Origin of the sequence: Flavobacterium sp. (assembly GCF_035292545.1) — a bacterium.
Classification (GTDB): domain Bacteria; phylum Bacteroidota; class Bacteroidia; order Flavobacteriales; family Flavobacteriaceae; genus Flavobacterium.
On record NZ_DATDPV010000055.1, the window covers coordinates 1 to 9,148 of the forward strand.

Sequence of the window (9,148 nt, forward strand, 5' to 3'; positions counted from 1 at the left end):
GGCAATATCAATCAGGTTATTTTCATCGGCCGGATTGGTTCTGTTCCAAAGTGTTTTGGGCACCACGCCAAACATAGCACCTCCATCGAGTTTAAAATTTCCGGTTTCTATGGGATATAATTTCATTATAATATTTTTTAGGTGTAGTTAAAAATAACAAACATTCGCAAATTACTAAAAATAGACTTCTTTTTATCCTTTAGAATCGATTTTTTCTATCTAAACATTAGTTAAAAATTGGGTTTTTTCGATTAAAAAAAAATATTTTCGTATATCTTTGTCGTTTATTTAGACAAAATCAATATAACAATGATAAAAGTATCAGATATAGCCAGAAAAAAAATCGTCGATATGATGAATGACGATGGTTTTGATGTTGCCAAAGATTACGTTAGAGTAGGGGTAAAAAGTGGGGGTTGCTCCGGGTTGTCCTATGAATTAAAATTTGATAAAGAAATAGGCGAAAATGACAAAGTTTTTGAAGATAACAATGTGAAAATTGCTGTCGAAAAAAAGAGTTTCCTATATCTTGCGGGAACCATATTAGAGTTTTCAGGAGGATTAAACGGAAAAGGTTTTGTTTTCAATAATCCGAATGCGAATAGAACTTGCGGTTGCGGAGAAAGTTTTTCTCTGTAAAACATTTTAAATAAAATTATGTCAAAATATACAGAAGACGATTTAAAAATCGAACTCGAAAATAAAGAATACGAATACGGATTCTATACTGAATTAGAAGCGGAGACATTTCCTATAGGTTTAAATGAAGATATTGTTCGTGCCATTTCTCATAAAAAAGGCGAACCACAATGGATGACTGATTGGCGCATTGAGGCCTTTCGTGCATGGGAACAAATGATTGAACCAAATTGGGCAAACGTGCATTATACTAAGCCTGATTTTCAGGCCATTTCATATTATTCTGCACCCAAAGCAGTTGATCCTAATAAAACCTTGGACGACGTAGATCCAGAACTTTTAGCAATGTATAAAAAGTTAGGAATCTCCATCGATGAACAAAAAATGATGAACAATGTCGCTATGGATATTGTGGTCGATTCTGTTTCGGTTGCCACTACGTTCAAAAAAACATTAGGTGAAAAAGGAATTATTTTTATGAGTATTTCTGAAGCCATCAAAGAGCATCCCGAATTAGTTCGTAAATATTTAGGAACGATTGTTCCACAAAAAGATAATTTTTATGCCGCTTTGAATTCAGCAGTTTTCTCTGATGGGTCTTTTTGTTATATTCCAAAAGGTGTTCGTTGCCCAATGGAACTATCCACATATTTTAGAATCAACCAAGCAGGAACAGGACAATTTGAAAGAACTTTACTTGTTGCTGATGAAGGCAGTTATGTGTCTTACCTTGAGGGCTGTACGGCACCAAGTCGCGACGAAAATCAATTGCACGCTGCAGTTGTTGAATTAATTGCTTTGGATGGTGCTGAAATAAAATATTCCACAGTTCAAAATTGGTATCCAGGAAATAAAGAAGGTGTAGGTGGTGTTTTCAATTTTGTAACCAAAAGAGGACTGTGTGAGAAAAATGCAAAAATCTCATGGACACAAGTTGAAACCGGTTCTGCCATTACCTGGAAATACCCATCGGTTATTTTAAAAGGAGATAATTCTATCGGAGAATTTTATTCGATAGCAGTGACTAATAATCACCAACAAGCCGATACCGGAACCAAAATGATTCACTTGGGCAAAAACACCAAGTCAACTATTATTTCCAAAGGAATTTCTGCCGGAAAATCACAAAACAGTTACAGAGGTTTGGTGCAAATCAGCGCCAGAGCGGATAATGCGCGTAACTTCTCGCAATGTGACTCGTTATTGATGGGCAACAATTGTGGAGCGCATACTTTTCCGTATATCGAATCCAAAAATATGACCGCAAAAATTGAGCACGAAGCCACGACGAGTAAAATCGGAGAAGACCAAGTGTTTTATTGTAACCAACGTGGGATTCCAACAGAAAAAGCGATTGCCTTAATTGTAAATGGTTTCAGTAAAGACGTTTTGAACAAGTTGCCAATGGAATTCGCTGTAGAAGCACAAAAATTATTAGAAATCTCTCTTGAAGGTTCGGTAGGATAATCTTTCAGAATTTATAAAACACAAACTAGTTTATGTTATCAATAAAAAATTTACACGCAAGAATAGAAGATAAAGAAATATTAAAAGGAATCAACCTTGAAGTAAAAGCTGGAGAAGTACATGCAATCATGGGGCCAAACGGTGCCGGAAAGAGCACCCTTTCGGCGATTATTGCAGGAAACGAAAATTACGAAGTTACTGATGGTGAAATTATTCTCGAAGGGGAAGATATTTCAGAATTAGCTCCGGAAGAAAGAGCGCACAAAGGTGTATTCTTATCATTCCAATACCCAGTAGAGATTCCGGGAGTTTCGGTAACCAACTTCATGAAAACCGCTATCAACGAAACGCGCAAAGCAAAAGGATTAGAACCAATGCCAGCCAACGAAATGTTGAAAATGATCCGTGATAAATCAGAATTATTAGAAATCGACAGAAAATTCCTTTCCCGTTCTCTAAACGAAGGTTTCTCGGGTGGTGAAAAGAAACGTAACGAGATTTTTCAAATGGCGATGTTAGAACCAAAATTGGCCATTCTTGACGAAACCGATTCCGGTTTGGATATTGATGCATTACGTATCGTTGCCAACGGCGTTAACAAACTAAAAAGCAAAGACAACGCGGTAATTGTAATCACGCACTACCAACGTTTGTTAGAATATATCGTTCCCGATTTCGTTCACGTATTGCACGATGGTAAAATCGTAAAAAGTGGCGGAAAAGAATTAGCCTTAGAGCTGGAAGAAAAAGGATATGATTGGTTAAAAAACGAAAATTAAAATGGAGTTTAAAGAAAAATTAATTTCGTCTTTCATGGCTTTCGAAGAACAAATTGATGTCAATGCCGATTTGCACGACATCAGAACTTCAGCCATTAAAAACTTTGAAAATAAAGGCTTCCCAACCAAAAAAGACGAAGCCTGGAAATATACCTCGCTAAATGCCGTCTTAAAAAATGACTATAGCGTATTCCCAAAAAAAGAAAACGATATCGAGTTCAAGGATGTGAAAAAATATTTTCTGAATGATGTCGATACCTACAAAGTGATTTTTGTCGATGGTGTTTTCAGTTCGTTTTTATCTTCAACTACCCATGATGGACTGGATGTTTGCTTGATGTCATCAGCATTGAACAAACCGAAATACAAAATGATTATTGATATGTATTTCAACCAAATAGCAAGCAAAGAAGAAAGTTTGACTACGTTGAATACCGCTTTCGCATCAGAAGGTGCCTATATCAATGTCCCAAAAAGCACCGTGGTGGAAAAACCAATCGAGATTATTTATTTCTCTACCGGAAACGAAGCGGCCTTAATGGTTCAGCCTCGTAACCTGGTTATCGTTGGTGAAAATGCACACGTACAAATCATCGAACGCCATCAAAGTTTGAATGAAAATCCCGTGTTGACCAATTCGGTTACCGAAATTTTTGCTCAAAAACGCGCGATTGTCGATTACTATAAAATTCAAAATGACGTTCAAACAGCCAATCTGATTGACAATACCTATATCGCTCAAAAACAGGAAAGCCGCGTTGCCGTTCATACTTTTTCTTTTGGTGGAAACATCACCAGAAACAACCTGAATTTCTACCACCAAGGCGAAAGAATCGACAGTACGTTAAAAGGAGTGACCATCATCGGCGACAAGCAACATGTGGATCATTATACTTTGGTACAACATGCCACACCCAATTGCGAAAGTCACCAAAACTATAAAGGTATTTTTGATGATGCATCAACGGGAGTTTTCAACGGTAAAATTTACGTAGAAAAAGAAGCCCAAAAAACCGATGCTTTCCAGAAAAACAATAACATTTTGTTGAGTAATAAAGCAACCATCAATGCCAAACCGCAATTGGAAATTTATGCGGATGACGTAAAATGTTCGCACGGGTGCACAATCGGCCAATTAGACGATAGCGCCATGTTCTACATGCAACAACGCGGAATTCCTCAAAAAGAAGCCAAAGCATTATTGATGTACGCCTTTACCAGCGAAGTAACTTCAAGCATAAAAATCCCGGAATTAAGAGTTAAAATCGCCAAAATCATCGCTACCAAATTAGGCGTGAATATGGGATTTGATTTGTAATTATCAGGAGCTATTCCCGCTATCCACTTTTATCTTTTTGTTTTTAAAGAAAAAACAAAAAGGATAACCGTTACTATCGGGGCTAAAAAACAGAACACAATGAGTTTTAATATAAATGATATCCGTGCCGATTTTCCGATACTTTCCCAAAAAGTAAACGGGAAGCCGTTGGTTTATTTCGATAACGGAGCCACATCGCAAAAACCGCAAGTGGTCATCGATGCCATATCGAAATATTACCAGGAAATCAACGCGAATATTCACCGTGGCGTCCATACGTTAAGCCAATTGGCAACGGATGCCTATGAAAATTCCCGAAATAAAATCCAAAATCATATTAATGCCCAATTCGCCCACGAAGTGCTTTTTACTTCCGGAACAACACACGGGATTAACTTGGTGGCCAACGGATTTGCTTCAATTCTAAAAGCAGGCGATGAGGTGCTGGTTTCGGCCTTAGAACACCATTCCAATATTGTGCCTTGGCAAATGCTGTGCGAGAAAACAGGAGCAACCCTAAAAGTCATTCCGATGAATGAAGACGGGGAATTGATTATGGCGGAATTCGACAAATTAGTGTCCGATAAAACCAAAATCGTAACCGTAAACCATATTTCGAACGCTTTGGGAACCATCAATCCTATCAAGTACATGATTGATAAAGCACATGAATTTGGCGCAGCCGTTTTGATTGACGGCGCACAAGCTGTTCCACATTTAAAACCCGATGTTCAAGCGTTGGATTGTGATTTTTACGCCTTTTCAGGACATAAAATGTGCGGCCCGACAGGAACCGGGATTTTATACGGAAAAGAAGCTTGGCTCAATAAATTACCACCCTATCAAGGCGGAGGCGAAATGATTAAGGAAGTGACTTTCGAGAAAACCACCTATGCCGATTTGCCTCATAAATTTGAAGCCGGAACGCCCAATATCGCTGACGGAATCGCACTTGGAACCGCAATAGATTATATTAATTCGATTGGTTTTGAAAACATTCAAAAACAGGAAAAAGAATTATTGGCTTACGGTACACAACGACTATTGGAAATTGAAGGACTGAAAATTTTTGGAACTTCCAAAGAAAAAACTTCGGTAATTTCTTTCAATATCGAAGGCATTCATCCGTATGATATTGGTACGATTATTGACAAATTAGGAATAGCGGTGCGAACAGGACATCATTGCACCCAACCAATTATGAGTTTCTTTTGTATTCCGGGCACGATACGCGCTTCGTTTTCGTTTTACAATACCAAAGAAGAAATTGATATATTTGTAGAAGCAGTCAAAAAAGCACAACAAATGTTATCCTAAAAAACCTAAATTATGAAAGCAATTACTTTATTAGCATCGATTTTAATTATGTGTATCAGTTGTAATTGCCAAAAAAAGGCAATGGAACAATCTAATGTTGTTGCACAACAAGACCAAGGAGAAAAGTTAATTGCAGACGCTCAAAACGATATGATAATAGAATATGAAGCGAATACAAGAGGTTTTTACCAAAAAGTAATCATCCAAAACCAAACTATTTCTATTTCTAAAGACAGAGATGGAAATGATAAACCCGTTCCGACAAAAATTTCGGATGCCGATTGGAAACAATTAGTTGGGTTTTTCAATGAGGTAAATTTAGATCAATTGCCAAAGTTAAAAGCACCAACCGAAAAACGTTTCTACGACGGAGCACCCATAGCAGGTTTGAAAGTTACTTATAAAAATAAAATTCATGAATCTAGTAATTTTGACCATGGTTTTCCGCCTGCTGAAATTAAAAAGTTAGTTGACAAATTGGTTTCACTTACAGAAAAATAATAATGACCATTAAAGCGATACAAGAAGAAATTGTTGATGAGTTTTCCATGTTCGATGATTGGATGCAGCGCTATGAATACATCATTGACTTAGGTAAAAATTTACCGTTGATTAAAGAAGAATTCAAAACCGAGGATAACCTGATTAAAGGCTGTCAGTCGAAAGTTTGGTTACAAGGCGAACAACAAGGTGATAAAATTGTCTTCACTGCCGATAGCGATGCGATTTTGACCAAAGGAATTATCGCCATTTTGATTAGAACCTTTTCCAATCAAAAGGCATCGGATATCTTGGAAGCCAATATGGACTTTATAGATGAAATCGGACTAAAAGAACATTTGTCACCAACACGCGCCAATGGGTTGGTGTCGATGATAAAACAAATTAAGATGTATGCTTTGGCATTTCAATCGAAAAACAATAACAAGTAAGAAATTATGGAAGAAGCAATTATAGACACCAATTTATTAGGTGAAGCCATCGTAAAAAAATTAAAAACCATTTACGATCCTGAAATTCCAGTAGATATTTATGAATTAGGGTTGATTTATGATGTCATGGTCAATGAAGATTATGAGGTAAAAATCCTAATGACATTAACCTCTCCAAACTGTCCCGTAGCCGAAACTTTGCCACGAGAAGTAGAAGAAAAAGTAAAATCGATTGATAATGTAAAATCTGCTGAGGTGGAAATTACATTCGATCCGCCATGGAGCAAAGATTTAATGAGCGAAGAAGCGAAGTTAGAGTTAGGAATGCTTTAAAAAAATGTTTGAAGTTTAAGGTTTCGCTTGAAACCTTAAACTTTTTTACTTTACACAAAAAAAATGCAAGACGAAATCATTAATAGAGTAGCGAATAGTGTTTTGGAAGTCTTCGATTTAGAAGATTATTATCCAAAGGGGAATCGTGTGCAAATTGATATTTCACAATGGCTTTTGGAAGGTTTTCTATTAAAAGAAAAAGACTTTCGGGAGCATTTGCAACGACACGATTGGACGCAATACCAAGACCAATATGTTGCTATTTCTTGTAGTACGGATGCCATTGTTCCGGCTTGGGCTTCAATTTTAGTCACGTTGCATTTGACTCCTTTTGCCAAGAAAATTGTCAATGGGACTTTCGAGGATTTGGAAACTGCCTTGTATCAGGAAATTTTACATGCCATTGATTATACTATTTATCAAAACAAACCCGTTATCATAAAAGGGTGTTCAAAAAAACCAGTTCCCATGAGTGCGTATGTCTTGGCAGCGCAGTATTTGCAACCCTTTGCAAAAAGCATCATGTATGGCGAAGCTTGTTCTGCTGTGCCACTGTATAAGAAAAAGTAAGAAATTACATTTTTTGAATTACATTTTTTATATTTGTTGTACTACAAAGAAGAATATGAAAAAAACGGCTATAATTTTGCTTTGCATTTTCGGAATGATTACTGCACAAGCCCAAGAAGAAGTGAAACCAGACACTACAAAAGTTTGGACCAAAAACGGAAATTTCTCCTTACTTTTTAATCAATCTAATTTCAGGAATTGGACGGCTGGCGGAGAAAACACTATTTCCGGAAACGCGAATATTAATTACGATTTCAATTACAAAAAAAACGATTGGACTTGGGACAACAAAATTATTGCGTCCTATGGATTGGTGAAAACTAAAAATTCCCCTTTTGAGAAAAAGACGGATGACCGTTTTGAATTCAATTCCCTGTTAGGTAAAAAAGCTGTTGGATATTGGTCTTATTCTGTATTCTTGAATTTTAGAACTCAAATGACCAGGGGGTATATTTACGGGAAAACGGATACAGGAGTTGAAACCAGAACACCAAGAACCAATTTATTATCTCCTGGATATCTCACTTTTGGACCAGGAATGTTATGGAAAAAAGACAATAATCTAAAATTTAATCTGGCACCGTTAACGTCTAAAATCACTATAGTAGATAAAGATTTTACTTTGCCTAATGCTGCTTATTTTGGTGTTGATGAAGGGAAAAGTCTGCGTTATGAACTTGGATTTTATGCCTCAGGGTATTATAAATTCAATCTAATGACCAATATTTCTTTAGAAAACATACTTAATGTATATTCTAATTATTTAGACAAGCCACAACTTAAAAAAATGGATGTCGATTATCAGTTAAATGTCGTAATGAAAATAAACAGATATCTATCAACCAATTTGTCTATGCAGGCGATATATGATCGCGATGCTTTTGATGGACTTCAGACACGGCAAGTTTTTGGTGTAGGATTAAATTTTGGATTTTAATTTTTAACATAACAGAAAAACCTTAGAGTAATCTAAGGTTTTTCTGTTTAATACTTCTTAGTTTTTAATCACAGCGTGGTTTTTTGATAATAAACAAACGTGAATTTGAAAATTTATTCATGAATAATTTATTCACAAAATTGCATTAATTAGTTAGAATACTCAATTTCAGTGTTTTTTTCATAATTTTAGTTAAATTTGGAAATCAAAAATTACATTAAACACATTACAACACCCTAAATTTTCATTTCATGAAAAAAATTACTTTATTAATTTTAACGTTTTTATTATCCTTTTCGGGCTTCTCGCAGGTCCTTAACGAAGGATTTGAGGGAGGGACATTCCCTCCGACGGTTCCAGGCAACTGGGCTGTTTTTCAAAACGGTTTTGGTTCAAATGTTTGGACTACCAATACTGTGCTCCCTCATACCGGGACTAAGGCAGCCCAAATTAACAGCAGGCAAAATATTGGGATGGGTAATACCTCCAAAGATTTTTTGGCTACTCCATTAGTTACTGTGCCTACAAATGGCCAGTTGCGATTTTGGTCCAGAACAGCGGTAAATGGTAACCAAGGCACCAAATATCAGGTACGGATTGCTTCAGGGGCATTGCCTGCAAATCAAACAGACGAAGCGGCATATACTACTTTAGTTCAGGAATGGACAGAAGATGAGTTGAGTACTACGTATAATATTTATGAAGAAAAAGTTGTCGATTTAACGGCTTATGCCGGACAACAGATTTATATAGCATTTGTTGATGAATATACACAAGCCAGTACCACTTTAAGTGGAGATTCCTGGTTATTGGACGACATACTACTTGTTTCCAGATGTTTAGACCCTACAACATT

The 9,148-nt window shown here is 36.4% G+C and carries 11 protein-coding genes and 1 pseudogene; 11 read left to right on the forward strand and 1 reads right to left on the reverse strand.

Annotation, left to right across the window (positions count from 1 at the left end):
• Positions 1-126 (reverse strand): annotated as a pseudogene (locus VI621_RS08985) (MBL fold metallo-hydrolase); the annotation flags it as partial.
• Positions 127-309: 183 nt separating this feature from the next.
• Here VI621_RS08985 and VI621_RS08990 point away from each other — a divergent pair.
• The 11 genes from VI621_RS08990 to VI621_RS09040 form a co-directional block, all read left to right on the forward strand.
• The gene (locus VI621_RS08990; protein WP_324218046.1) at positions 310-639 is read left to right on the forward strand and encodes an iron-sulfur cluster assembly accessory protein; all 330 of its coding nucleotides are present in this window, start codon (positions 310-312) and stop codon (positions 637-639) included.
• Positions 640-657: 18 nt separating this feature from the next.
• The gene (gene sufB, locus VI621_RS08995) at positions 658-2,106 is read left to right on the forward strand and encodes a Fe-S cluster assembly protein SufB (protein ID WP_324218047.1); all 1,449 of its coding nucleotides are present in this window, start codon (positions 658-660) and stop codon (positions 2,104-2,106) included.
• Between the two features lie 32 nt (positions 2,107-2,138).
• Positions 2,139-2,885 carry a Fe-S cluster assembly ATPase SufC gene (gene sufC / locus VI621_RS09000; protein ID WP_324218048.1) on the forward strand — a complete coding sequence of 249 codons (747 nt, stop codon included), beginning with the start codon at positions 2,139-2,141 and terminating at the stop codon, positions 2,883-2,885.
• 1 nt (position 2,886) lies between these two features.
• Positions 2,887-4,203 (forward strand): Fe-S cluster assembly protein SufD, encoded by a 1,317-nt coding sequence (gene sufD, locus VI621_RS09005; protein ID WP_324218049.1) that lies wholly within the window; start codon positions 2,887-2,889, stop codon positions 4,201-4,203.
• 99 nt (positions 4,204-4,302) lie between these two features.
• Positions 4,303-5,520 (forward strand): cysteine desulfurase, encoded by a 1,218-nt coding sequence (locus tag VI621_RS09010; protein WP_324218050.1) that lies wholly within the window; start codon positions 4,303-4,305, stop codon positions 5,518-5,520.
• Between the two features lie 12 nt (positions 5,521-5,532).
• Complete coding sequence (locus VI621_RS09015; protein ID WP_324218051.1) at positions 5,533-6,021, forward strand: hypothetical protein; 489 nt, start codon at positions 5,533-5,535, stop codon at positions 6,019-6,021.
• A gap of 2 nt (positions 6,022-6,023) precedes the next feature.
• A complete protein-coding gene (locus VI621_RS09020; protein ID WP_324218052.1) occupies positions 6,024-6,452 on the forward strand; it encodes a SufE family protein in 429 nt (142 codons plus the stop codon).
• 6 nt (positions 6,453-6,458) lie between these two features.
• A complete protein-coding gene (locus tag VI621_RS09025) occupies positions 6,459-6,785 on the forward strand; it encodes an SUF system Fe-S cluster assembly protein (RefSeq protein WP_324218053.1) in 327 nt (108 codons plus the stop codon).
• Positions 6,786-6,848: 63 nt separating this feature from the next.
• The gene (locus tag VI621_RS09030; protein WP_324218054.1) at positions 6,849-7,355 is read left to right on the forward strand and encodes a DUF2480 family protein; all 507 of its coding nucleotides are present in this window, start codon (positions 6,849-6,851) and stop codon (positions 7,353-7,355) included.
• A 55-nt stretch (positions 7,356-7,410) separates the two neighbouring features.
• Positions 7,411-8,292, forward strand: coding sequence for a DUF3078 domain-containing protein (locus VI621_RS09035; RefSeq protein WP_324218055.1), 882 nt, complete (start codon positions 7,411-7,413; stop codon positions 8,290-8,292).
• Positions 8,293-8,543: 251 nt separating this feature from the next.
• Positions 8,544-9,148 (forward strand): choice-of-anchor J domain-containing protein (locus VI621_RS09040; RefSeq protein ID WP_324218056.1); only part of this gene is annotated, 605 nt, incomplete at its 3' end.